This window comes from Microbacterium sp. CH1 (assembly GCF_001595495.1).
Taxonomy (GTDB): domain Bacteria; phylum Actinomycetota; class Actinomycetes; order Actinomycetales; family Microbacteriaceae; genus Microbacterium.
The window spans coordinates 347,388-370,609 of the sequence record NZ_LOSO01000024.1; the positions used below are offsets into that span (position 1 = coordinate 347,388).

Sequence of the window (23,222 nt, forward strand, 5' to 3'; positions counted from 1 at the left end):
CGCCGAAGAGCGCGATAATCTGCCATACCCGTCACTCCACCAGGAGCGTCGTACGGCGACATCGTCACGACGATGGAGGGAAGTCTCCCTCTTTCGATGGATGCCGGTCGGGCGGCGATGCTGCCTGTGCGCGCTTGTCCCCGCGGCGTCGATGACGAGTGTCGGCGTCATCGCGGCCGGCGCTGAACGCTTGCTTCAGGGTGTCATCTGGCGTCTGCGGTGAGACCGGTGACGGCAACCACGACGTCCTCGATGCGTCGCAGGGACGCGATTCCCGCCAGAGCGGTCGTTGCGAGGACGTCTTCTTCCTGTGCGGCGAGAACGGTGACGTTACGGGAGACAAGGGGGAGCGCCGACGCACGCAGAGCGGCCGCGGTGTCATCGATGAACGCAGGGAGGCATCTGACGAGCTCACCGTTCATGACGATGACTTCCGGATCCACGAGGTGACAGGTGTTGACGAGAACCCGTCCCAAGACCTCGGCGGCGCGCCGAGCGAGGGCGAGGGCGGACTCGTCGCCCAGGGTGACGAGTTCGCAGTACCGGCCCCAGTCGACGGCGGAGCCCGTGCTCGTCTGGTAGTCGCGGAGGAGGGCAGGGACGGATACATACTGCATGAGGCAGCCGGCGTTCCCGCAGGTGCATAGCGGGCCGTTCCAGTCGTAGATGGTGTGTCCGAGTTCCCCGGAGCCTCCGCGGGCGCCCGTGCGAATCAGTCCATCGACCACGTGCCCGGAGGTCACGCCGAAGCTGACGTCGACGTAGAGGACGTCCCGATGGTTGGCCCCCGCGCCCCACAGTGATTCCGCGAGACCTTCGAGGCGTGCGGTGTTCTGCAGATGCACGCTCACCCCGAACCGCGTCTCGAGGTGCAGCTTCGGATTGACGCCGTACCAGCGGCTCGATGCGCGCTGAGCGTAGACCAGCCCCGTCTGCGTGTCGATCTGCGTGTCGACGGCGAGATGAATGGCCCGCAGAAGTGTGCGCGGGTGTCCGACCTCTTCGAACAGGCGGTCGATGAGGTCAGCGCCGGCGTGCAGCCGCTGCTCGGCGGACGCAGACGTATTCGTCCGGAGTGTGTGGGAAATTACCACTCTTCCATCCACGCGCGACAACGTCACCGTGCACGAGTCGACGAGGAACACCATGGACACGAGGACACCCAGCCGGACGGACGTGCCGATATGCGTCTTGAGGGCCCCCGGCTCGTGCCCCGGTTCCTCGATCCACCCCTCCTCCAGCAACGAGTTGGTGAGGTTGGAGACGGTGGCTCGCGAGACATCCAGGACGCGAGCGAGGTCCGCCCGATAGGCGGGGCCATCGACCATCAGAGATCGAAGCAGGCGCTGCGCGTTGGGTGTGACGCTCGTCATCGGGCTCCCTTCAGCCGGGCTCCAGCCTACCGTGCTCGAGGTGGGCCCCCTCGACGATTTTGTTAAATTTATTGACACTTTCGAATGTGCCCGTCATGCTGATTCGAGCTCACACACTCAACGTCGAGATCAACCATCGCCCGTCGCCGCCGTGAGCAGAGCGGGGCAGATTCCATCGGAGGGATCATGAAGGCACGCAGCGTGCTGGCTGGCATCGCCAGTGCATCCGTACTTCTCACCTTGGCCGCTTGCAGCAACGACGCGGGCACAGGCGCAGGCGACAGCGGGGACGAGACCGGGACGGTGAGGCTCTGGGTGATGGAGGGCTCGCTCTCGGATGAGAGTCGGCAGTACCTCGAGGAGCAGTTCGCCGAGGAGAACCCCGGAAGCGAACTCAAGGTCGAGGTGCAGCAATGGGACGGCATCGTCTCGAAGCTCCAGACGTCCCTTGCGTCGAAGAACGAGAGCCCCGATCTCGTGGAGATCGGAAACACTCAGACCTCGACGTTCACGTCAGTCGGAGCGTTCGCCGACGTCACCGGCCTCAAGGACGAGCTCGGCGGCGATGACCTCATTCCGTCGTTCGTGGACGCGTCCACCATCGACGGCAAGATCTACGCATACCCGCTCTACGCCGGCGCGCGGGGTGTGTTCTATCGCACGGACCTGTTCGAGCAGGCCGGGATCAGCGTCCCGACGACCATCGAAGAATTCAGTGAAGCGGCGATCGCGCTGCAGGCGGCGAACCCCGAAGGCACCCCGAACTTCTCGGGCATGTACCTCGCGGCTGTGGACCCGCACGGGGTCGAGTCGTACCTCTTCCCGCAGGGTTTCGAGTACGCCGAGCAGGACGGCGATGAGTGGGTGGGAGCGGCCTCCACCGATGAGTCCCTCGCGGCTCTCACCGCACTGCAAGACCTGTTTCAGAACGGCACGACCTTCGCCCTGGATTCGCAGGCCGGGCAGAAGTCGTTCGAGCGGTACTTCAACGAGGGGTCCACGGGCATCCTCATCGGTACCGGGAACATCGGAACGAAGATCGATCAGGCGCTGTGGGACGCCGGCAAGGTCGGTGTCTTCGCGATCCCCTCTGACGAGCCGGGCGTCCCCGGTGCGACCTTCGCCGGAGGGTCGAACATTGCGATGGCGACGAATTCTCCGCAGCCGGAGCTGGCGACGAAGGCCCTCGAGCTGATCTTCAGCGAGGACTTCCAGACCCGGCTCGCTGAGGAGGGCTGGGTTCCCGGCAACACGGCGTACAGCGATGCGGTTGCCGGTCCTTTCGGCGAGATCGCCGGTGAGATCATCACGAACTCGAAGCTGACTCCGAACAGCCCGGAATGGGGTGTGGCCTTCGGATCCACGCAGCTGAACGAGTTCTTTACCCGCATCGCCAAGGGGGAAGACGTCGCCGCCGTCGCCGCATCCTTCGACGAGCAGGTCGACACCTCGCTGAACAAGTAAGACGGATCGACATCTCCTCATGACGCAGACGACACTCCGGCCCGCTCGTCGCAGCGAGCGCACCGCGAAGACCGCCACCGCAGCGATGAGCGCACGGGTCCGTGGCGCTCGCGGACGCCTGACACCCTGGATGCTCCTGGCGCCGGCGACGATCATGGTCGCCGTCGCGCTGGGCTACCCGCTGGTGCGGCAAGCGATCATGTCCTTCCAGCACTTCGGCTTGGCGCAGCAGTTCGGGCAGCCCGCCGAGTGGGCCGGTGTGTCGAACTACGCCACCATCCTCACCGACCCCTACTTCTGGAGCGTGTTCCTGAAGTCTCTGGCGTTCTGCGCCTGGACGGCGGGTGTGACGATGTTGCTCGGAGTGGGCGTCGCGGTGCTCATGCTGCGACTGCACAAGGTGATCCGGTCGTTCCTGAACACCGCCCTCATCATCGTGTGGGCGATGCCGGCCCTGGCTGCTCTGACGATCTGGCAGTGGCTGGTGGACCCCCGCTCGGGTCTGCTGAACTACGCGCTCACGAGCGTCGGACTCAGCGGCTTCGAGAATTTCAACTGGCTGGGCGAGAACTTCTGGACGTTCTACCTCATCGCATCGGCCGTGATCATCTGGGCGTCCCTGCCCCTGGTCTCCATCACGATCTACGCGGCTCTTGCGCAGATGCCCACCGAGGTTCTCGAGGCATCCGAGATCGACGGTGCCACCGGGTTCCAGCAGATCCGCCACATCATGCTCCCGATGGTGGCGCCCGTCATCTCCCTCATCGGAGTGCTCCAAGTGATCTGGGACCTTCGCGTGTTCACCCAGATCTACGTCCTCCAGCAATCCGGCGGTATCGCGAGCGAGACCAACCTGCTGGGGACGTACATCTACCAGACCGGAATCGCTCACGGCGACTACGGGGTGGCCTCCGCGCTGGCGATGGTCGTCCTCGCGCTCACCCTCGTGCTCACCGCCCGCTATCTCCGAATGCTGTACCGCCAGGGAGGAATGTTCTGATGGCGCTTCACACCGTGGACACGTCGACGCGCGTTCTCACCACCTCCCCGAAGGTCGGGGCGAAGGCGACAGACATCACCACTCGCTCGTGGCGGCCGAAGAACCCGCTCGCGAACGTCACCGGTCTTCTCGTCGCGCTGCTGTGGTTGGTGCCGGTCTACTGGATGGTCAACTCGGCATTCCAATCCGACTCCGAGCTCATGTCCTGGCCGCCGCATCTGCTGCCCCAGGAGTTCACCTGGGGGAACTTCATCTCGGCATTGACCAATCCCCACTTCGCTCCCGCGCTGGGATCGTCCCTTCTCGCCGCATCTCTGACTGTCGTGTTCTCCACCATCGGGGCGCTGACCGCCGCGTACGCTCTGTCGCGCTTCCGCTTCCGCGGCCGCACCATCATGATCATCGCGATCCTCGTGGTGCAGATGATCCCGGCCGAAGCGCTCTTCATCTCGCAGTATCGGATGCTGGACGGGTGGGGGCTGTTGAACTCGGTTCTCGGGCTCTCGATCCTCTACATCGGAACCATCGTCCCCTTCGTCGCCTGGATGACGCGCGGGTTCGTCGACGGAGTTCCGATCGAGCTCGAGGAAGCCGCCATGGTCGACGGGTGCTCTCGCTTCGGCGCGTTCCGGCGCGTGACCCTCCCCCTGCTCGCGCCCGGGTTGGTGTCCACGTCCGTCTTCAGTTTCCTCTTCGCATGGAATGAGTACACCCTCGCGCTGATCGTCCTCTCCAAGGACTCATCGGTGACCCTCCCGATCTGGATCCAGTCGTTCCAGCAGGGGCTCAAAGCGACCGATTGGGGCGGGGTGATGGCCGGCGCCACCCTCATCGCCGTCCCCGTCATCATCATCTTCATGGCCGTGCAGAACAAGATCTCCCAGGGGATGGTTGCCGGAGCGGTCAAGGGATGACTCTCGCTGATCTGCCCCCTGTCCTCGTCGGACCAGTCCGGGGGCGCGAACCGTCATTCCCTTGGCGTGGGCTGATGATCGACTCTGCCCGCACTCGCTTCACGGTGCCGACCATCCTGCGGGTCATCGAGCTCGCTGCACGATACGGGTTCAACCGGCTCCACTGGCACCTGACCGACGACCAAGGCTGGCGCTTCGACGTGCCCGACTACCCTCTGCTGACGGCGATCGGCGCCGCCCTGCCGCGAGGCGCCTTCGACGACTACAACGCCCTTGCGGCAGAGACTCTGGAGCGGGCGAAAGCCGCCGCAGTCACCAAATGGACCAACGGGTTCTACTCCGACGAGGAGATCGCCACGGTCGTCGACTACGCCACCGCGCACGGGATCGAGATCATCCCGGAGGTCGACCTTCCCGGGCACATGTCGGCGGCGATCACGGCGTACCCGGAACTCGGACGCCCCGCGCACCTCCCCCTGCCCGATGGCTCGATGCGCGACCACATGTGGTGGCCTGCCCGCAACGATCTGTTGTGGCCGACTGCCGACGCAGAACAATTCGTCCGAGCAGTGCTCCGCCGTGTGGCCCGACTCTTCCCCGGGAAGCTCGTCCACATCGGCGGCGATGAGTGCGCGTACCGTCAGTGGGAGTCCGATCCGGACCTCCCGGCAGCCCTGGAAACCCGTGGGTTGGCGCGTATCGAAGACCTGCAGGCATGGTTCATGAACGTCGCGTCCGCGGAGCTGCAGCGCCACGGCAAGACGGTCGCTGTCTGGGACGAAGCCTGCGATATCTGGGACGAGGACGACGCCATCGTCATCGCATGGGACGAAGCCCGCGGAATGGAACGTGTGGGCCGCTCGACGCTTCCCTACGTATTCGCCGACGCGCGCACTCTGTACCTGAACCGGGTCGATCCGGAGGGCAGCGGCCAGCAGAACGGGATGACGCCCGCCATCTCGGTCGACGACATCCTTCACGCGCCCTGGCCCGAGACAGCCGACCCGCGGTGCCTGGGGGTGCAGGCCTGCGTCTGGTCGGAGTTCGTGCTGGACGGGGCCGACTTGCTCGACATGCTCTTTCCCCGCCTGCTCGCCGTGGCCGAACGGATCTGGAACCCCGCCCTCGACGCCGACGATGCGGCTGCGCGGGTACGGCGTGAACACGACCTGCTATCAACCTCGGGGGCTCTTGCGGAGCCCCAGCTGACCCCGACGATGTGGTGAGGACACGATGAACAGAACAGTCAGGGCGTCAATCGCGGCGTCCCTCGCGATCGCCTTCAGCTGGAGTGGTCTCGCCGCTCCCGCGTCCGCTTCCGTGCCGGTCGCGGCCGAAAGCCAAGCCACGACCCGCACGGTCTTCAGCGAAGACTTCACCGCCGGTGACGGGGCGCAGTGGAACGTGACCACGGCGAACGCGGCCTCCCAGGTGACCTACACCGGCGGGATGGTGAACGTGAAAGGAAGCGGACCCGAGAACCGCATCGTCACCAAAGACGTCATCGCCGCCCACGACTTCACCCTCAGTCTCGACCTCTTCATCCATGCCGGCAATACGAACAGCGCCATCAAGTTCGGCTTCTTCGCCACCGAAGCCGCAGCATCCCGCTACCAAGTGACGTACGACGCGCCGAGGAGTCGCCTCGCGTTCGAACGGGTCGAGCAGGGGGCAACGACGCTGCGCGGCGTGCCCGCATCGCTCAGTCTCCCCGTCAACACCAATGGAACCGCCCATCACGTGGAGATCAGCGTGGACGGCGACCGGGTGCGGGCACGCGTCGGAGGCCAGCTGCTCCTCGATACCGTCGACGCCGACATGGCCGACGCCGCTGCCGGCCGCATCGTCCTGGCCAGCCAATTCCCCCAACAGGATTACAGCGTCGACAACATCGTCGTCACCACCGACGAGGCCGAGGCGGTGGGTGAATACACCGTGGATGTCGCGACCCAGACCAACGGTGTCCGCGACACCTCGATCGAGACAGCCGGCGGAACGCTCACCGCGAGCCGCTCATCAGGGAACGCCGGTGACGCCGTGACGCTGACATACACCGCGCGCCCCGGGTACGTCTTCGACGGGTACATCTCCCTCCGCGCAGACACCATGACCAGCACGGACGGACTCCTGACCATCAGCGACAACCGGTTCACCCTCGACGACAAGACCGGCAGCGTCGTCATCATCGCCATGTTCGTGACCGAGCCCGCCGACCCCAACCTGCTGTTCCGCGATGACTTCACCGGGGCCCTCAACGCCGACAACGATTACGACATCCAGGGCGGGGCCGCCGTGCGTGTGGAGGACCAGGCGTTGGTCCTCGCGCCTACCGCCGGTTCTGCGTCCGCTTTCGTCCGGTCGAGCGGCTGGGCGGACCCACCCGCCTACGCGATCGAGGTGGACGTCCGAAAGGCCGACGCCGTTGCGGGTACGGCTCAGATCGCCTTCCGCGGCGCCGGTATGGAATCTCGCTACGTCCTGGCGCTCAACGGCTCGAAGGCGCTCCTGCGCCGAATCGACGCGACCGCCAATGTGGAGCTTGCGAGTACCGCGTTCGTGTTCGACCAGAGGGCCCGACACGTGTCGATCGATGTGTCCGGCGACACGGTCTCGGTGACCGTGGACGGCTCCCCGCTCCTGTCGTACGTGAACGTCGACAGCGTGAACGACAGCGCAGGGTGGTCGGGACTCAGCCCTGGCGCGGGCGTCATCAACATGACAGCGGGTTCATCCATCGCCGTCGACAATCTGACGATCGTCCGGACGCCCGTGCAGGTCGGAGTGAGCGTGGAGATCTCGAAGGATGGGGTCGCAGACGCCGAGCGAACGGCGGGCGCGGTCGTCCTGTCCCGGTACACCGCTTCCAGCGGGGAAACGGTGACGTGGGATGCCTTCCCCAAGGGCGGGTACGTCCTCCAGGGTCTGTCCTGGAAGGGGAACCCTGTACCCGATGGGGGCTTCACCATCCCGAAAGATGTGGCGGAGGACGTCGTCCTCACCGCGAACTTCACTTCAGCAGCAGTCGCCCCGACGACGTACTACGTCGACCCGGCGGGCGGAGCCGACAGCAACACCGGAACCTCCGCTGAGACCGCCTGGGCATCCTTCACACCCCTGAACAGGGCCTTCGGGCCCGGGGATCGCATCCTCCTCAAACGCGGCAGCGTGTTCGACGGAGACGACGCGGCACTCCGGTTCCAGGGTTCGGGTTCCGCGAACGCACCCATCGAGGTCGGCGCGTACGGGGAGGGCCCACGGCCTCGCCTCGACGGTGCCGGCGAGGTCGAGAACGTCATCTCACTCTTCAACCAAGAGCATGTGAGCATCAGCGGGCTCGAGATCACCAACGTGCATCCCGGGTACGACAGCCGCTTCGGTCTGAACACGAGCACGAACCAGGTGAAGAACCTTCGCGCGGTGAACGTCTCCGCGCGTGACTTCGGGGTCGTCTCGGACATCTCCCTGACGGACCTGCATATCCACGACATCAACGGGAACCTGTCCTCCAAATGGAACGGCGGCATCTTCTTCGACATCGGTGCGGCAATCGAAGATGGGGAACTCCGCGGAGTGCCCACCAAGTTCGATGGGGTCCTCATCGCCGACAACGTCATCGAGCGCGTCGACCGCTCCGGGATCAAACTGGTGAGCTCCACCTGGGCGAACCAGTCCGCGCAGAACTCGCCGAACATTCCGCTGCACTGGTACCCGTCGACCGGCATCGTGCTCCGCGACAATCAGATCCGGTACACCGGTGGAGACGGCATCACCGTGCGCGACTCGGACGGAGCGCTCATCGAGTACAACCTCGTGCAGCACGCCCGATACCAGAACACCGGCTACAACGCAGGCATCTGGCCGTTCCAGGCCACGAACACCGTGATCCAGTACAACGAGGTGTCGCACACACACGGTGTTCAGGACGGTCAAGGTCTGGACACCGATCACGTGTCGTCCTACTCGGTCATGCAGTACAACTACTCGCACGACAACGAGGGCGGGTTCATGCTGATCATGAACGGATTCCCGCACACCGCGCCCACCGTCCGGTACAACATCAGCCAGAACGATGCCGACAAGACCTTCGAGTTCTCCCGCGGCACGGCGGCCGGGACGATGATCTACAACAACACCATCTCCTCGGACTCGCTTCTCCGCGGACCCCGCGGAGGCGTGCTGGACCTTGCCAACTCCGCAGCGGGCACCGGAAACCGCGAGGTCTTCATCTTCAACAACGTCTTCCACTACCCGGAAGGACAGCCGTTCTACGTCGGCGAGGCAGCGACGATGCGTTCCCAGGTGCGGCTCTACAACAACGCGTACGCCGGCGGCATCGCCGCACCCGCAGAAGAGGAACACGCGGTGACAGGCGACCTGGGGCTTCCAGACATCGGTGACGCGCCGGTGAACATCGACATCACACGGCCGCGTACCGGCGCCCACATGGGTACCAGCTTCGACGGGTACGCACCTGCGGCGGACTCTTCGCTCCGAGGAGCCGGCATCACGCTGGCCGAGCTGGTCGCTCGCTATGACGGCACGGTGACCGACCGTCGCGATCTCTCACCGATGGAGATCCACGCGGTGGCACGCCGAAGCAGCAGTATCGACATGGTCGCCGCGTGGAACCTTCCGGAGGTCGACGGCGTCACGTACGGCACGGACTTCCGCGGCGCTGCGCTTCCTTCCGGCACGGCGCCGGTCCTCGAGCCCGAGGGGATCACCGTGGGAGCGGTGCAGTTCGTCCCCGCTGAGTCGACAGGTGGTGGCGCGTCAGGGGACGTCTCCGCAGAGGCCGGAGGGACGGCGCCTCCGACTGGCGCCGCCACATCCGCCGGTTCCGCTGCCGCCGTCGCGGCTCTCGCTCAGACGGGGTCTCCTGTTCCGCTGATCCTGCTTGTCGGTGCCGCCCTGACGACAATCGTCGGGTGGTGTCTGTACACACGGCGCTCGACAACATGAAGGCACGGCAGGGCGTCATCATCGCGCTCATCGCGGGAGCCCTGGCGTTCAGCGGTGGGTGCTCCGCGCAGCCGGAGCTGAGCTCCTCGGAGTCCACGGTGCACGCGATCTATGAGCGAGCCGGCGAGCCGGACGCCTCGCCATCCCAGCAGCTCCACGACATCGTGGTCTTCGATTGGGCGGCGGAACTCGAGCTCAGGGAGCCCGTGACCGTCGACGCTCTGCAGCCGCCGGAGTCGGCTCAGGCCGGACCACGCGGACGATCCTCCTGGGAGGCGTACGAGCGTGAGGTGGACACCAGTATCGAACTCATCGTCTCGTCGATTCGTTCCGGGTTGAGTCGCAACGACGTCCGGGAGTACTACGAGCAGAACCTGGACTTCTTCGCCCGTCAGGACGTGATCGTCGTGCGGGTCACGGAATGGGAGCGCGGCCGCGCCCAGGCGTCGACGGAACTCCATATCGACGAGACGACGGTCCGTACCCTGCAGGAGAGTGACGACACCGTGGTCTCCTCGGCCTTGCTGCTGCGTGCCGGGGAGCAGGTGGTCGTGACACGCGATGACGGGACTACCGCGGAGGTCCGATGCCTCTCGCGAACCGAGGCCGGAGTGGACCCCTTCGAGGACGTGATCCAAGCGGCCGCCGCGCAACTCGCTGACGAGCTGTTCCTCGCCGAGCTCACACGCCGCATCGAGGCGGCACGCCCCTGATGACCCAAGGAATGGAGAGGCCAGCAGTGACTGACCAGCAACGCCCCAACATCGTCCTCATCCTCACGGATGACCACGCATCGCACGCGATCGGTGCCTATGGCTCAGTGGTCAACGCGACCCCTCGCATCGACGAGATCGCGGACAGCGGTGTGCGGATCGACAACTGTTTCTGCACCAACGCCCTGTGCACCCCGAGCCGCGCATCCATCCTTACCGGAACGTACAGCCACATCAACGGCGTCACCACCCTGGAGACGCCCATCGACGCCAGCCAGCCGACCTTCATCACGCAGTTGCGGGAAGCGGGGTACCGCACAGCCCTTGTCGGCAAATGGCATATGGGGGAGGGGCCCGGACACGACCCGGAGGGCTTCGATTACTGGGCGGTGCTCCGCGACCAGGGCGAGTATTTCAACCCGCAGATCCTGACCTCGGGTGGAGTGGAGATCATCGAGGGCTACGCCACTGACATCATCACGGATCTCTCGCTCCGGTGGTTGGAGTCGTTGCCCGGCGACGAGCCGTGGTGCATCCTCATCCATCACAAGGCCCCACACCGTCCGTGGGAGCCGGACGAGAAGCACAAGGAGATGTTCACGAACCCGATCCCCGTCCCGGACACGTTCGATGATGATTACGCGACGCGTTCGTCGGCTGCGCATCGCGCCGCGATGCGCATCGCAGACCACCTGACCTTGACGGATCTCAAGCAGAGCCCGCCGGAAGACATGACCTACGAGCAGGCCGCACTGTGGAAGTACCAGCGATACATGGAGGACTACCTGGCCTGCGTGGCGTCCGTCGACGACAACGTCGGGCGAGTCATCGACTGGTTGCACGACGAGAACCTCTTCGATGACACGCTCATGATGTACACGTCGGACCAGGGATTCTTCCTCGGCGACCACGGCTGGTTCGACAAGCGCTTCATGTACGACGAGTCGTTGCGCATGCCCCTGCTCATCAGCTGCCCCTCCCGAATCAGCGACCCCGGACGCACCATCGAACAGATCGTCACGAATGTCGACTTCGCGCAGACCATCCTCGACGCTGCCGGACTGAAGCCGCACCCGCGTATGCAGGGGGTGAGTTTCTGGCCGCAGCTCACGGATGCCCCGGACAAACCGACCCGTGAGGCGATGTACTACCGGTACTTCGAGAATGACGATGCGAACCACCATGCCCTCGCTCACTACGGCGTCCGCACGGAAACGCACAAGCTGATCTACTTCTACAACGATGGGATGGGATTGCCCGGTTCGTCGCCGTTCGTCTACCCGCCGGAGTGGGAGATGTACGACCTCGTTGAGGATCCCGAAGAGCTCCGCAACGTCTATCACGAGCCTGCTTACCGGGACCAGCGGGAAGAGTTGAAAGCAGTCCTCTGGTCGCTGCAGGCCGAGCTGGGGGACACCCCGCATCCGTCGCAGCCCATCCCCGAGCGGGTCAGCCCGTGACATGACCACTGTCGCTTCGCCCGTCGCGGCGGAGGAACGATCGGCAGCGTGACCGAAGTGCGGACGCCAGCCCCTGCCAAGGGGCGCGCCGCGCGCGGCTGGACATATGGAGGGGCTGACGGGAATCGAACCCGCGCTGTCTGCTTGGGAAGCAGACCCACGGCTCGCCCTGGAGGCCCGAAATCCCGCGTGATCTCGGGGATTCTGTGGCGTGGTCGTTTGGTCCTGTGAGGGGGAGTTATGGCACGAATGGCCCTCTAATGGCACGGATCTGGCACGGAGCACGCGCGTCCGGCACGCCGTCGTGACGGGTGTTATCTATGGTTGTGCTGTGGTCGTATTCGCATACATTGATGAGACCGGCGACCGTGGGTTGGCGGGCACGAACGGGTCAAGTCCGATATTCGGCATGGCGGCGGTTCTCGTCACTGACCTCTCCGCCCCAGGCTTGCGAGCGGCCATCTCTCACCTGCGGACCACCTTCCACGTTCCCGCCAACAAGGTGATGTCCTGGAAGGAACACGTCAAGACTCATGCGCGACGACAGTACGCCGCGAACATGTTGGCAGCCGTGCCCGATGTGTGGGTGTCCTATGTCTATTGCCAGAAGGATCAGGTGACCGGGCAGTACACCCAGAATCGCGAACTGTTCTACAACTACGTTGCGTTCAAGATGTACAAGAACATCCTGTGGGCTGCTCGGAACTGGCAGGGCTCAGCGGGAGTTCACACTCGTTACGGCCACGTCCGTGGGCATGACCACACGGGGTCGAAGCAATACCTCGAGTTCCAGTCGTCAATGGACCCGAAGGTTCCACATACTCTCGAACGGGGACTGCAGTGGGTGTCCGCTGACAAATACCTCGAGAGTCAGGCTGCCGACCTCTACGGGGGCTTCCTTCGGGCTGCTGTCTGGCCCGCAGAGTTCGGTCTAGTTGAGCCGCAGTATCTCCGGACGATCTGGCCGCAAGTGCGACGTGGCTATCAGGACTGCCGGATTCCCTTGGGATTCATGTCGATGCCGGATAACCGCATTGCACGGCAGTTGGAATGGAACGACTGTCTGTGCAAGCACTGCAGTGCAGTACGGGCCCCCTGAAGCCCCCAGGGGCCGATCCACTTAAGGAGTGCGGTGGCAGCACCGCTGGCGATCCCCGGCGAGCATCAGGCGGCCCGTCCTTGCGACAGACTATACGGCACGTCCGACAGAACGCTGACTATCAACATGTCATCCGCTCCTAACTCGCAAGTTTCTGGTGGCTAGACTCCGTTGAGACGGGATGTCTGGGATGTCTCGCTGACATGAGGGGTGCCAATGGCCGGGTTCCTGTCCAAACTGTTCGGCGGCGAGAAGGCCAAGACCGAGCCAGCGCCGGTGCCTCAAACGGACCCTGCTCCGACTGCTCCAGGCCGCGAGGTCTCGGTCTCATTCCGCGAGGATCTCGAAGTCTCCGGGGAGTCCTACTACCGCGACGGCATCGGCAAGATCTTCCGGAGCCTCGGACGCGCCGAGGGCGGCGTGACCATGCAGACCGCCTACCTCGTGCCCGAGCCCAACAACAAGTACGACCGGAACGCCGTCCGCGTGGTCGTCATGGGTGAGCAGGTCGGACACGTCCCGCAGGAGGCCAGCGCCGCGATTGCGCGCGTCTGCGCCGGCGTGGGACGCGGCAACGTTGCCACCGTTCTTGCCCGCATCTGGGCTCGCAACGACGACGGCACCTGGCGATCCCGCGTGACTCTCATGTTCTCCGGGGACCGCGAGAGCGAGAAGGATTACGCCGCTGAGCGTCGAGAGGCAGAGGCCTACTACGCAGAGCGCGAGGCCGAGCGAGAACGCAAGGAGGCCGAGAAGGCGGCCCGCGAAGCACACAAGGAAGCCCGCCGCGCCGCTGGTGCAGTCGATGGTCAGTACTGGCCTCTGCTGAAACCCGCGATCTCGGAACTCAAGCGGCAGAAGAGGATGGAAGAAGCACGCGACGTGCTGGAGCAGTGCATCTACGCCGCAGAGCGCGAGGCAGGCGTGACGGGCGAGGTTCCTGACCCCTGGCCCTCAGAGCAGATGTCGGTCGTCCTGCGCCGTCTCCGGGAGTATCCGCATGAACTAGCGTTTCTGGAGCGCTACGTCGCCGCGTGCGGGGACAAAGAGGTCCCGGAGTCGGTGACGATGCGGCTCAACAGGTCGCGCCTCGCAGTCGAGCGCACTGCCGTGGAGAAGTAGATGCCGATCGTCCTCTACACCGGCGAGGGTCCGTCCCGCGCCGGTTACGTCTACGATGACCGAACCGGCGTTTCCTACGAGTTTCCCGATCGCTATCTGTCGATGATTCAACCGGGTGAGCGCTTCATCTATCACCGCCCTGGTCACTACAGCGGAGCCGGTCTGATCGGCCCTATACGGCTCTCGGAGAACGCATCCAACAGCGTCTGCGAGATCCTCGATTACAAGCAGTTCGATGTGCAGGTTCCGCTCCGAGGGCCAGACGATCATTACTACGAGGCGGACCCCGAGTCAGGGCGATTCGGGGTGTTCTGGTCGCAGGGGGTCCGCCGCGTCTCGGAGAGCGCATACGAGCGGATGATTGCGGCGGGCTGGCCGGACGGCACTCCGGGCCGCGACCATGCAACAGACACCGACGGGGTGCCCGGTTACGCCGACGCGGCGACGGCCCTTGCGGTGGAGCGGTACGCCGTGGGGATAGTCCTCGACCTCCTCCATGTTGAGCACCCGGATGTTGAAGTCGTCGAGCAGGCACGAAACAACCCGGGCTTCGATGTCCGCGTCGGTCCTGCCGAGGATCCGGTTGCCTTCGTGGAGGTCAAAGGCACTCAGGCGGGAGAGCCGGTGTTCTGGCTTACTGAGGGTGAGCGGAAGTTCTCGATAGCCAACGCCGATCGCTACGAACTATTTGTGATCGCGGGCATCGACTTGGCGACTCCTGGCGCGTATCGACTCCATCGACGTAAGGGCGCGGTACATGGTGACGGAGTGACGCTTGAGCCCAGCCAGTGGCGAGGGCATCTCGCTTGACGAACAGAGCGCCCCGGCATCCGTACACACCGAGGCGCTCGACCAGTCGAGAGGCCTACCGCACAGCGAACTGATCCGGCTCGACCTGGCGCTCCGCGAGGATCCCGAACCGGCGAACCTCGTCCGCGAGCCCCGGGATCTCCGCCGCCTGGATCTCCCGGTAGAGGTCGGGGTCCGCGCGGTGGAGGTCCGTCCATGCCCCGGTGGTTACCGTGCCCGCGAGGGCCTCCGAGAACACCCGAGTCACGGCGGCGGGTAGCGCGGTCGCCTCCTCGGCCTGGCGTCGGGTCGAGGCGGGCTCGTGGCCGATCTCCGCGAGCCGTTCGAACGCGAGAGCCTGGATCTCCGCCACGATCTCGTCGCGGTGCTGGGAGCCTGCCACGTCGGGCATCGTTGGGAGCCAGTGCAGGAGCGACACGATCGTGCGCTGATCCGCCGAGGCGAGGATCTGCTCCAGGCGACGGCCACGGTCCAGGTCGGCCTGGATCCGCTCGCGCATGTCTCGGGAGACGGCGATCTCGTCGGCGGTGGCCGGGTGGAGGCCGTCGAGGATCTCGGTGCGGCTCGGGCCGGTGATCTCGGGGACGGTCGGGATGTGGGCGGCGAGGTTCTCGTTCGCGCGCTGGAGGAGCCTGAGCCGGTGGGCGGTGAGGGCCTGGGGCGACAGGTCGCGGTCCTCGTGGCTGATCGCGGCGCGGCGCTCCTTCTGGAGGCGAGCGAACGCCTCGGCGTAGGTGGTGGTCATGGTGGTAGATCTCCGATCTGTGATGGTGCCCGGTCGGGCTGGATGGATGTACGGATCTGGTCGAGTGATGGGCGTCTCGCCCTGGTAGATATCTGTCAGACGCCTCCTGCGCTCGTCTGCCGCGAGTTCTCGTGGTCCAGGGGTCCGGGGAGGACCTCGGGCTCCTGATCCGGCAGATCGCCGCCCAGGGCTTCGTCCTCCTCGCGGACCTTGCCGAGCCATGCGCCGAGGACCGCCGCGACCTCAGCCATGCCGGTATCGGGCTGAGGTTCATAAAGGCCCAGCAACTTCGCGCGGTGGTCCATGATCCGGATCAGCCGATCGATCGCGCCGAGGTTCCCGGCGAGGAGTTGCTTAGCGATCGACCGCTGAGCGAAATCCAGCCGCTCCAGTTCGATGTCCCGCAACTGGAGTGCCGCCTCGCGGGGGATCGCTTTGAGTGCGCGTTCCACTGCCTTCCGTGCCGCGCTCCGATGAGTCCAGCCGAGTTCTCGGGCGATGCGGTCATACGAGTAGCCGAGGAGGCGGAGATCGAGAGCCTTCGCCTCTCGGGTCCGAGCCTCCGCGCGGATCTGGGTGCGGGTCTTGCCCTTGGTGCTGGTCATGCCTGATCCTCCTGTGTGTCCTGGTCCATGGGTGTCGTGGTGGTGCGGGTGATCTCCTCCAGGCGGAGTCGGTGCGTCCGGGCCTCGACGCGGTATGCCGCCGCCTCTGCTCGGATCGCTGAGCAGTAGTCCCTGATTGCGTCCTTGACCCAGCCGGGGGAGGCGTCCATCGCTCGCTTGAATGCGGGGGTGACCCGCTGGAGTTCGCGGCTTGCTTCGCGGACGGGCTGATAGGTGCTGTCGGTGCGGCGGGGGATGGTCATGATGCTCTCCGTTCGTCGTCGCGTTCGGCTACGAAGGCATCCCAGCCGGGGCTGCCCTCCTCGGGTCGTCCGTGGCGTTCCCAGACCTCGCGGGCTCGCTGATCCGGGGAGATCGTGGGGAGCATGACGTTCTCCCACATCCGATCTCGGAGCCAGGTCGCAGGGTGCTTCACGAACTGGAGGTCCTTGCCCTGGACGGAGCGCGCGAACTGCTTTGTGCGGGCGAGGAGATCTGCCGGATGCTCAGCCCGTGTCTTATCCCATTCCCTGCGAGCGGCGGTCTTGTTCCGATCGACGGGGTATGCGGCGTACCAGGCCTCGAACTCGTCGGTGGGACAGATCCCGGGGGTCGATGATCCTGGCCCGTCATCAGCCCGGGGCGGAGCCCCGGGGTTCTTGAAAGAGTTCTCTTCTAGATCGTCACCAGATTCTGGGGACTGAGGCACCAGATTCTGGGGACTGCCTACCAGATTCTGGGGACTGAGATCCTTCGGTCCCCGATTGCTGGTCACCAGATTCTGTGAACTGAGGGCCTCCGGGATCATGCCGAGGCGGTACAGGTGAGGGCGGTTGACCCCACGCTCGTGGATCATCACCGCCCCCGCGCCGACCAGTCGCTTGATCGATGCATCGGCGGTCGTCGCGGACTTCATCAGCGCGAGTCGGGCGATCGTTGCCATGCTGACGCGGCGGGTGATTCCGCTCCGCCAGTCGCACTCGTGGAGGAGCGCGGCGTAGACCGCAAGATCGGCGCTCTGGAGGCCCAGCGCGGAACCGTGCTCCTGGAGCCAGTGAGGGATCCGGGATGTGTGCCTGCTCATCGGTCGTCCTCCTCGATCTCGTGAAGGTCGAACAGCGGCGGGTTGACCCGGCGTTCGTGCTCGCGGCGGCGGGCTTCTGCTCGAGCCTCAGCGATCTGCTGGCGGGCCCGCTCGAACCGCTTGTAGAGGCGTGTCTGCTCTGTCATCGTTGGCACCCCTGGTTGCTCTCAATCTCGACCGATTCGGGGCGGTCAGATGCGTGGAGGATCTGTGGTCAGGCGTCTGCGCCAAGGAGGGCGCGGAGGCGTGCGACGGGCACGAGGATCCGCTTGCCGATGCGGAGGACTGGGATCTCGTCGCGCTTGATCGCTTCGTAGGCGCTCCAGGTGCCGATTCCGAGGATCTGCGCGGCCTCGGGGACGGTGCACGTTGCGCGTCCGTGGAGGTCCTCGATTGTCAGGGTCTGCGGCGAAGTGGCGGCGGTTCTGGCGGTCATTTCTGGCTTCCGTTCGTTCGGTGCGGATCGGTGTCCTGGGACCAGATTAGGCTGTCCCAGCGACAAGAAAACCCCAGATCAGACAACTTATTTCCCATCATGAGAACTAAGTAGAGCCCACGGTGAGATCTGGAGCGAACGCAGGAAAGATCAGATCAGGCGCAGAAACCAGGCGTTGAGAACGGAAGGCGGATCCCATGACTACGACCGGCAGAAAAAATTCCAGAATCGACTTCGGATCGGTCCGAAAACTCCCCTCCGGACGCTGGCAAGCCCGCTACCTCGACCCAGCAGGGAAGCCCATGACCGGGCCCCACACCTTCGGCACGAAGCGGGAGGCCCTCGACCACCTCGCCGGAGTCCGCGCCGACCGAACCCGAGGCACCTACCGAGACCATCGCGACGGCCTACAGGCCTTCGGCCCATACGCGAGGAAGTGGGTCGGCAACGGCGGCACCCGAGGACGCCTCGCACCCAAGACCACAGCCCTCTACGAGGACCTCCTCGACGGACCGCTCGCCGGATTCCATGATCGAGCCCTCAGCGCGATCAGCCCCGACGAAGTGCGCACCTGGTACAGCCGCACCGGCAAGGCTCTCACAAAGGCGGTCAAGAATCGGCCCGGAGCCACCGGGAGGGCACGGCTCCGTCAGGCGTACAGCCTGCTCCGGACGGTCCTAAACGCCGCAGTCAGGGACCGGCTCATCAGCGAGAACCCATGTCAGATCTCCGGAGCGGGGAGTGTGAGCGACCCGGAGCGCCCGTTCATGCCTCCCGCTGCGCTTGGGGCGATCGTCGGTGGGATGCCCGAGAAGTGGCACCTTCCGATCCGTGCCATGTTCGGGGCCCACCTGCGCCCGGGCGAGTTGGTCGGACTCCAGCGGCGGGACTATGCGAACGGCGCGCTCCGTGTCGAGCGGCAGATCCAGCGAGTGCGCGGCGAGATCCTCACGACTCCGACGAAGACGGAGGACACTAGGACGGTGGTTCTCCCGCCCAGCATCGCGGCGGAGATCGAGGCCTATCTCACCAGGACGACCGGGTTCCCTCGGTCTCCCCTGTTTTCGCGCGAAGACGGCCAGCCGATCACGACGAACGCGCTCGGTCATGCGTGGCGGAAGTCAGCGCGGGCGCTTGGGTTGGCTCAGTACCGGCCCTACGACACGAAGCATGCGGGCCTCACGTTGGCGGCTCAGGCGGGCGCTACGACGCGAGAACTCATGGCCCGAGCCGGACACCGGACCGAGCGTGCCTCGCTGATCTATCAGCATGTGGCTGAGGAGAGGAACGGCGTCCTCGCGGCGGCGATCGATGTGCTCGCAGGAGCGGCCCTGGAGCCGCGCTCTGAGGGCGCTACTGGCACGGGGATGGCACGAAAAGGCCTGGATTCGGTCACTCGCATGGGCTTGACGGCAGGCGAAAACGCGGTCTGACCTGGGGGAAACTACGTGGAGGGGCTGACGGGAATCGAACCCGCGCTGTCTGCTTGGGAAGCAGAAGTTCTACCATTGAACTACAGCCCCGCACCCGCCCGAGAGCAGGTGGAGCAAGCCTACCTGTCGCGGGCCGGATGGCCAAAGCGCGGGTCGCTCATGACTAGGCTTGTGCCGTGCTTCTCAGCGATCGCGACATCAGAGCAGAACTCGCCTCCGGCCGCGTCGGCCTGGAACCGCATGCGCCGGAGATGATCCAGCCGTCGAGCATCGACGTGCGACTGGACCGCTACTTCCGCCTCTTCGACAATCACAAGTACCCGTTCATCGATCCCTCGGTCGACCAGCCCGAGCTGACGCGGCTGATCGAGGTCGATCCGGACGAGCCCTTCATCCTCCACCCCGGCGAGTTCGCGCTGGGGGCCACGTTCGAGCAGGTCACCCTGCCGGACGACATCGCCGCGCGGCTGGAGGGGAAGTCGTCGCTCGGTCGCCTCGGGCTCATCACCCACTCGACCGCCGGCTTCATCGACCCGGGCTTCTCCGGGCATGTGACGCTGGAGCTCGCGAACGTGGCGACGCTGCCGATCAAGCTGTGGCCCGGCATGAAGATCGGCCAGCTGTGCTTCTTCCGGCTCACCTCGCCGGCGGAGAACCCGTACGGCTCCGGTGCCTACGGCAACCGCTACCAGGGTCAGCGGGGTCCGACGGCGTCCCGGTCGTTCCAGAACTTCCACCGCACCGACGTGGGAGTGACTGACATCGGAGCCGTCGGAGGCTGACATGAGCGACGCGAGCGGGACGGGTTCCGACGAGTCCGCGGTGCCCGAGGGGGCGGCGCCGCCGGATGAGTCGGGGCCGGAGATCGCTCCCGCCGACGCGGTGATCCCGCCGGCCGACGCGGTGATCCCGCCGGCCGACGCCGTGATCCCGCCTCCGCCGCCGGAGACGCCGATTCCGGAGGGGCTGTTGACGGCACCGGACGCCGCAGGCGATGCGCTTCCGGCACCGACCCGTCGTTCGGAGCGATCCCGTCCGACGCCCGCGATCCTCCAGGGCGAGCAGCCCGCCGCGGCTGCGGACGACTGGGCGCAGCGGTCCATCGCCCCGGAGGCCGCCGACACCGGCAGCTACCGGATGCTCGCGGTCGTCGTCTTCGTCGTGCTCTTCCTCCTGCTCGCGGCGGCTGTGGTGACGCTCGTCGTGCTGATCACCACTGTCGGGCTGCCGTTCGCGGCCGCCGACCCGGGCGCGGGCTTCCTGCCGACCCGGGTGTAGGGCTCGGAAGGGCGGCGGACGGGTCGGCCGGTGCAGGACGGATAACGTGCCGCGATTTCGCCGCGGAGGGCCTTTTCTGATCCCGCCAGAGGGTTGAACCTTCCCTCCGACGGCGCAGAGCGCGGGATCGAAAGCGTGCCGGGGGAGCGCTCTGGAAGGCCGTTTCTGATCCCGTCTCGAGTGTCCGACGGGCGGTGCCTCGGGTGAGGGATCGAAGACGTGCCTCGAGTGCGCTCGGGAGGTGCGGAAGTGATCCCGGAGATGTGTCCCGGCGCGCAGAAGCGCCCCAGCCGGGGTTCCGCTGGGGCGCTTCGGGGAGGTGAGGTCAGGCGGCGTGGCCGTGGCGGAATCCGGCGTCGAAGCCGCGCTCGAATGCGCGCTCCGCCATCCGCTGCGCCCGATGGCCGTGGTCGCGGTGCGCGTGACCGTGGCCGCGGTGTGCGTGACCGTCGTGGTGACCGCGTCCGCGGTACCCGCCGTCCTCCTCGCCGTCGTGACGGTCGAAGCCGTGCCGGGGCTCGAAGCCCTCCCCGGGGCCGAAGCCGTGCCGGGGCCCGAAGTCCCCGCGGTCGAAGCTTTCCCTGTGGCCGAAGCCGTGCCCGGGACCGAAGCCGTGCCCGTGCCCGAAGCCGTGCCGACGACCGAAGCCGCCGCGAGGGCCGAAGCCGAACCCGGGGCGCCGCTTCCGAGGGAGAGGGGTCTCCTCGTCCCAGCCGAAGGCGCGGGCGATCTTCTCGAGCGCCGCGAGGGTCGTCGCCATCTCCTCGTCGGAGACCGCGTCGGCGACCTTCGCGCGGATGCCGTCGACGGCGGCGCCGAGACGCTCCTTCGCCGCGCGGCCCTCGTCGGTCAGCGCCCATCCGTCGCCGTCCGCCTCGACCCAGCCGTGGTCGACGAGATCGTGCAGCTTGTGCGGGTTCAGCGGGCGGCGCGCGGGTACCGAGCCGTCGACGACGTTCAGCAGCCGCCAATCGCGGCGGGTCGCGCCCTCGGCGGCGAAGGCGGTGGCGAAGTCCTGTGCCATCAGGCGGTCGACGGCCTTGAGCCAGAAACCGAACGGGCGGGAGGTGTTGTCAGAAGTGCTGTCTGCAGTGGTGTTCATGGTGATCCTTCGTGGTCTGTGGTGCACCGATGACGGATGTCATCCGACATATCAATGTCACTGTGCATGTACATGCAGTGTGACATGGAAAGTAAACGCATGTCAAGCTGCATGTAAAATCGGGGCATGGCCACCGATCCGATCGACCCCGCATCCCCCGATGCCGCCGAAGCGATCGCGCAGGCGCTCTCCCGGCTGCGCGGACGTCGACCAGGGCCCGGCGGTCGCGAGCACGGCGGGCCACGCGGCGCACACGGGCATGGGCCCCACGGTGACCCGCGCGAGCACTTCGCCCATCACCGCGGTCACCCCGGGATGCCGCCGTGGATGGCCGACGGCGGCCGCCTCGGCGGACCGGCCCGTCTCCGCATGCTCGAAGCCCTCGCCGCCGCGCCGGAACCCCTCAGCGTGAGTGCGCTCGGGCAGGCGATCGGCGTGGATCAGCCGCGGGCGTCCCGGCTCGTGCAGCAGGGCGTGCAGGCCGGGTTCGTGCGCCGCGAGGCCGATCCGGACGACGCCCGCCGCACCCGCATCGCGCTGACCGACGAGGGGCGCCGACTGGCTCGCGGAATGCGGGGCGAACGCCGCGAACTGCTCGGCCGCGCACTCGAGTCGTTCACCGATGCGGAGCGGACCGAGCTCGCGCGGCTGCTCACCAAGCTCGCCGACAACTGGCGCGCCTGACCGGACTCACGCGCGGGCGAAGTCCAGCGACGGCTCGTCGTCCACCGAGAGGGACAGCACGACGGTCTCCACCGCGTCGTGCGCCTCGATCCGCCGCTCTACCTCCCGCAGCCGCCGGGCCACGTCGTGCTCGCGCGCATCGCCCGCGAGGTCGACCTCGGCGACGAGGAACAGCCGGTTCGGCCCCACGTACTCGATGTGCAGGTAGGTGACCCGCTCGATGTCGTCCATGCCGAGGAGGGCCGTGCCCACCCGCGAGCGCAGTGCGGGGGACACCGACGTGCCGACGAGGAACGCGATGTTCCGTCCGATCAGGATCACGGCGACGACGCCCAGCAGGATCCCGACGAGGATCGACCCGATCGCATCCCACGCGGCGACACCGGTGAGCTGATGCAGGAGGATCGATCCGCCCGCCAGTACGAGGCCGATGAGGGCGGCGGAGTCCTCGAAGAACACCGCCCGGAGCGTGGTGTCGCTCGTCTCCAGCACGAAGTCCCACGTGGAGGATCCGCGCTCCTGGGCCAGCCGACGGGAGCGAACCATCGCCTGGGTGAACGACGCCCCCTCCAGGACGAAGGCGATGCCCAGCACGATGTACGCCACGACCGGGCTCTCCACGGGGCCGGTGTCGGACAGCTCCTGGATGCCGTGCATGATCGAGACGATCGAGCCGGCGGTGAAGATGCCGAACGCCGCGATGAGGGACCAGACGAACGCGTTGCGGCCGTAGCCGAGCGGATGCCGGGCGTCCTTGGTTTTCGCGCCGCGCCGGTCGGCGATGAGCAGGAAGACCTCGTTCCCCGCGTCCGCCCAGGAGTGCGCGGCCTCGGCCACCATCGACGCGGACGAGGTGATGACGGCGGCGACCGTCTTCGCGATCGCGACGAGGATGTTGGCGAGGAAGGCGAGGACGACGGTCACCGGGTCAGGCTACT

23 protein-coding genes and 2 tRNA genes are annotated in these 23,222 nt (G+C 66.1%); 14 read left to right on the forward strand and 11 right to left on the reverse strand.

What is annotated here, in order from left to right; translation table 11 throughout:
- Positions 1–203: 203 nt before the first annotated feature.
- Positions 204–1,373, reverse strand: a complete 1,170-nt coding sequence (locus tag AUV07_RS17040; protein WP_062637944.1) for an ROK family protein — start codon at positions 1,371–1,373, stop codon at positions 204–206.
- Positions 1,374–1,559: 186 nt separating this feature from the next.
- Between AUV07_RS17040 and AUV07_RS17045 the strand changes: the two genes are divergently transcribed.
- The 7 genes from AUV07_RS17045 to AUV07_RS17075 are packed head-to-tail and all read left to right on the forward strand — an operon-like array spanning position 1,560 to position 11,886.
- Positions 1,560–2,837, forward strand: a complete 1,278-nt coding sequence (locus AUV07_RS17045; RefSeq protein WP_062637946.1) for an extracellular solute-binding protein — start codon at positions 1,560–1,562, stop codon at positions 2,835–2,837.
- 19 nt (positions 2,838–2,856) lie between these two features.
- Positions 2,857–3,837, forward strand: coding sequence for a carbohydrate ABC transporter permease (locus AUV07_RS17050; RefSeq protein ID WP_231868302.1), 981 nt, complete (start codon positions 2,857–2,859; stop codon positions 3,835–3,837).
- Complete coding sequence (locus tag AUV07_RS17055; RefSeq protein ID WP_082803027.1) at positions 3,837–4,751, forward strand: carbohydrate ABC transporter permease; 915 nt, start codon at positions 3,837–3,839, stop codon at positions 4,749–4,751. Before AUV07_RS17050 ends, AUV07_RS17055 begins: the two co-directional genes overlap by 1 nt.
- A complete protein-coding gene (locus tag AUV07_RS17450) occupies positions 4,748–5,977 on the forward strand; it encodes a family 20 glycosylhydrolase (RefSeq protein ID WP_082803028.1) in 1,230 nt (409 codons plus the stop codon). The genes AUV07_RS17055 and AUV07_RS17450 overlap by 4 nt, the downstream gene beginning before the upstream one ends.
- A 7-nt stretch (positions 5,978–5,984) precedes the next feature.
- Entirely contained in the window at positions 5,985–9,713 is a 3,729-nt protein-coding gene (locus tag AUV07_RS17065) for a right-handed parallel beta-helix repeat-containing protein (protein WP_082803029.1), read from the forward strand.
- The gene (locus AUV07_RS17070) at positions 9,680–10,426 is read left to right on the forward strand and encodes a hypothetical protein (protein ID WP_157524135.1); all 747 of its coding nucleotides are present in this window, start codon (positions 9,680–9,682) and stop codon (positions 10,424–10,426) included. The genes AUV07_RS17065 and AUV07_RS17070 overlap by 34 nt, the downstream gene beginning before the upstream one ends.
- Positions 10,427–10,452: 26 nt before the next feature.
- Positions 10,453–11,886 carry a sulfatase family protein gene (locus AUV07_RS17075; protein ID WP_231868303.1) on the forward strand — a complete coding sequence of 478 codons (1,434 nt, stop codon included), beginning with the start codon at positions 10,453–10,455 and terminating at the stop codon, positions 11,884–11,886.
- A 107-nt stretch (positions 11,887–11,993) separates the two neighbouring features.
- Here AUV07_RS17075 and AUV07_RS17080 read toward each other — a convergent pair.
- Positions 11,994–12,073, reverse strand: a tRNA-Gly gene (locus AUV07_RS17080).
- A gap of 144 nt (positions 12,074–12,217) precedes the next feature.
- Between AUV07_RS17080 and AUV07_RS17085 the strand changes: the two genes are divergently transcribed.
- From AUV07_RS17085 to AUV07_RS17095, 3 genes are all read left to right on the forward strand, one after another.
- The gene (locus tag AUV07_RS17085; RefSeq protein WP_062637954.1) at positions 12,218–12,985 is read left to right on the forward strand and encodes a DUF3800 domain-containing protein; all 768 of its coding nucleotides are present in this window, start codon (positions 12,218–12,220) and stop codon (positions 12,983–12,985) included.
- A gap of 216 nt (positions 12,986–13,201) precedes the next feature.
- The gene (locus AUV07_RS17090; protein ID WP_062637956.1) at positions 13,202–14,107 is read left to right on the forward strand and encodes an HIRAN domain-containing protein; all 906 of its coding nucleotides are present in this window, start codon (positions 13,202–13,204) and stop codon (positions 14,105–14,107) included.
- Entirely contained in the window at positions 14,108–14,917 is an 810-nt protein-coding gene (locus AUV07_RS17095; RefSeq protein WP_062637957.1) for a DUF3883 domain-containing protein, read from the forward strand.
- Positions 14,918–14,972: 55 nt separating this feature from the next.
- On the opposite strand, the gene AUV07_RS17100 is transcribed toward AUV07_RS17095, so the two are convergent.
- The 6 genes from AUV07_RS17100 to AUV07_RS17120 all read right to left on the reverse strand — a co-directional run bounded on the left by AUV07_RS17100 (position 14,973) and on the right by AUV07_RS17120 (position 17,787).
- Positions 14,973–15,662 (reverse strand): hypothetical protein, encoded by a 690-nt coding sequence (locus AUV07_RS17100; RefSeq protein WP_062637959.1) that lies wholly within the window; start codon positions 15,660–15,662, stop codon positions 14,973–14,975.
- Between the two features lie 95 nt (positions 15,663–15,757).
- The gene (locus AUV07_RS17105; RefSeq protein ID WP_062637961.1) at positions 15,758–16,267 is read right to left on the reverse strand and encodes a hypothetical protein; all 510 of its coding nucleotides are present in this window, start codon (positions 16,265–16,267) and stop codon (positions 15,758–15,760) included.
- Positions 16,264–16,530 carry a hypothetical protein gene (locus AUV07_RS17110; protein ID WP_062637963.1) on the reverse strand — a complete coding sequence of 89 codons (267 nt, stop codon included), beginning with the start codon at positions 16,528–16,530 and terminating at the stop codon, positions 16,264–16,266. Before AUV07_RS17110 ends, AUV07_RS17105 begins: the two co-directional genes overlap by 4 nt.
- The gene (locus AUV07_RS17115) at positions 16,527–17,351 is read right to left on the reverse strand and encodes a hypothetical protein (RefSeq protein WP_062637965.1); all 825 of its coding nucleotides are present in this window, start codon (positions 17,349–17,351) and stop codon (positions 16,527–16,529) included. Before AUV07_RS17115 ends, AUV07_RS17110 begins: the two co-directional genes overlap by 4 nt.
- A complete protein-coding gene (locus tag AUV07_RS17700; protein WP_157524137.1) occupies positions 17,348–17,497 on the reverse strand; it encodes a hypothetical protein in 150 nt (49 codons plus the stop codon). The genes AUV07_RS17115 and AUV07_RS17700 overlap by 4 nt, the downstream gene beginning before the upstream one ends.
- A 68-nt stretch (positions 17,498–17,565) precedes the next feature.
- Positions 17,566–17,787, reverse strand: coding sequence for a helix-turn-helix domain-containing protein (locus tag AUV07_RS17120; protein WP_062637967.1), 222 nt, complete (start codon positions 17,785–17,787; stop codon positions 17,566–17,568).
- 197 nt (positions 17,788–17,984) lie between these two features.
- On the opposite strand from AUV07_RS17120, the gene AUV07_RS17125 reads away from it, so the two are divergent.
- Positions 17,985–19,220, forward strand: coding sequence for a tyrosine-type recombinase/integrase (locus AUV07_RS17125; protein ID WP_082803030.1), 1,236 nt, complete (start codon positions 17,985–17,987; stop codon positions 19,218–19,220).
- A gap of 16 nt (positions 19,221–19,236) precedes the next feature.
- On the opposite strand, the gene AUV07_RS17130 is transcribed toward AUV07_RS17125, so the two are convergent.
- A tRNA-Gly gene (locus tag AUV07_RS17130) sits at positions 19,237–19,310 on the reverse strand.
- A gap of 86 nt (positions 19,311–19,396) precedes the next feature.
- Between AUV07_RS17130 and dcd the strand changes: the two genes are divergently transcribed.
- The gene (gene dcd / locus AUV07_RS17135) at positions 19,397–20,002 is read left to right on the forward strand and encodes a dCTP deaminase (RefSeq protein WP_062637971.1); all 606 of its coding nucleotides are present in this window, start codon (positions 19,397–19,399) and stop codon (positions 20,000–20,002) included.
- 1 nt (position 20,003) lies between these two features.
- Positions 20,004–20,498, forward strand: a complete 495-nt coding sequence (locus AUV07_RS17140) for a hypothetical protein (protein ID WP_062637973.1) — start codon at positions 20,004–20,006, stop codon at positions 20,496–20,498.
- Between the two features lie 325 nt (positions 20,499–20,823).
- Here AUV07_RS17140 and AUV07_RS17145 read toward each other — a convergent pair whose 3' ends face one another.
- Positions 20,824–21,600: a MarR family winged helix-turn-helix transcriptional regulator gene (locus AUV07_RS17145; RefSeq protein ID WP_062637975.1), complete on the reverse strand. Its 777-nt coding sequence runs from the start codon at positions 21,598–21,600 to the stop codon at positions 20,824–20,826.
- A 126-nt stretch (positions 21,601–21,726) separates the two neighbouring features.
- Between AUV07_RS17145 and AUV07_RS17150 the strand changes: the two genes are divergently transcribed.
- Entirely contained in the window at positions 21,727–22,284 is a 558-nt protein-coding gene (locus AUV07_RS17150; RefSeq protein ID WP_231868304.1) for a MarR family winged helix-turn-helix transcriptional regulator, read from the forward strand.
- A 6-nt stretch (positions 22,285–22,290) separates the two neighbouring features.
- Here the strand turns inward: AUV07_RS17150 and AUV07_RS17155 are convergent, their stop codons facing one another.
- Positions 22,291–23,208 (reverse strand): cation diffusion facilitator family transporter, encoded by a 918-nt coding sequence (locus AUV07_RS17155; protein ID WP_062637979.1) that lies wholly within the window; start codon positions 23,206–23,208, stop codon positions 22,291–22,293.
- Positions 23,209–23,222 lie beyond the last annotated feature (14 nt).